The 235-nt window shown below is 57.4% G+C and carries 1 protein-coding gene; it reads left to right on the top strand.

Going from position 1 to position 235, the window contains the following annotated elements:
* Window positions 1-147 precede the first annotated feature (147 nt).
* On the top strand, window positions 148-219 hold the full coding sequence (gene pqqA, locus ACE04F_RS06425; protein ID WP_003243383.1) for a pyrroloquinoline quinone precursor peptide PqqA: 72 nt from the start codon (window positions 148-150) through the stop codon (window positions 217-219).
* Window positions 220-235 lie beyond the last annotated feature (16 nt).

The raw sequence follows: 235 nt of genomic DNA on the forward strand, positions 1-235 counted from the left end.
GGCTCGCTCCCACATTGGATTTGTGTGGCTTCTGAATTGCTACGAACGCACCCCGTGCACTCCTTCGAAAGTAGCATTCGGCCCCAGGCCGCCCCCGTGCATTAATGAACCTGCCGGAATCGCCCGGTATAAAAAGAGGAAAGACCCATGTGGACTAAACCCGCGTACACCGACCTGCGTATCGGCTTTGAAGTGACGATGTACTTCGCCAACCGATGAGTGCCGGCCCGGCCTG

Source organism: Pseudomonas sp. AGC41 (assembly GCF_057334555.1).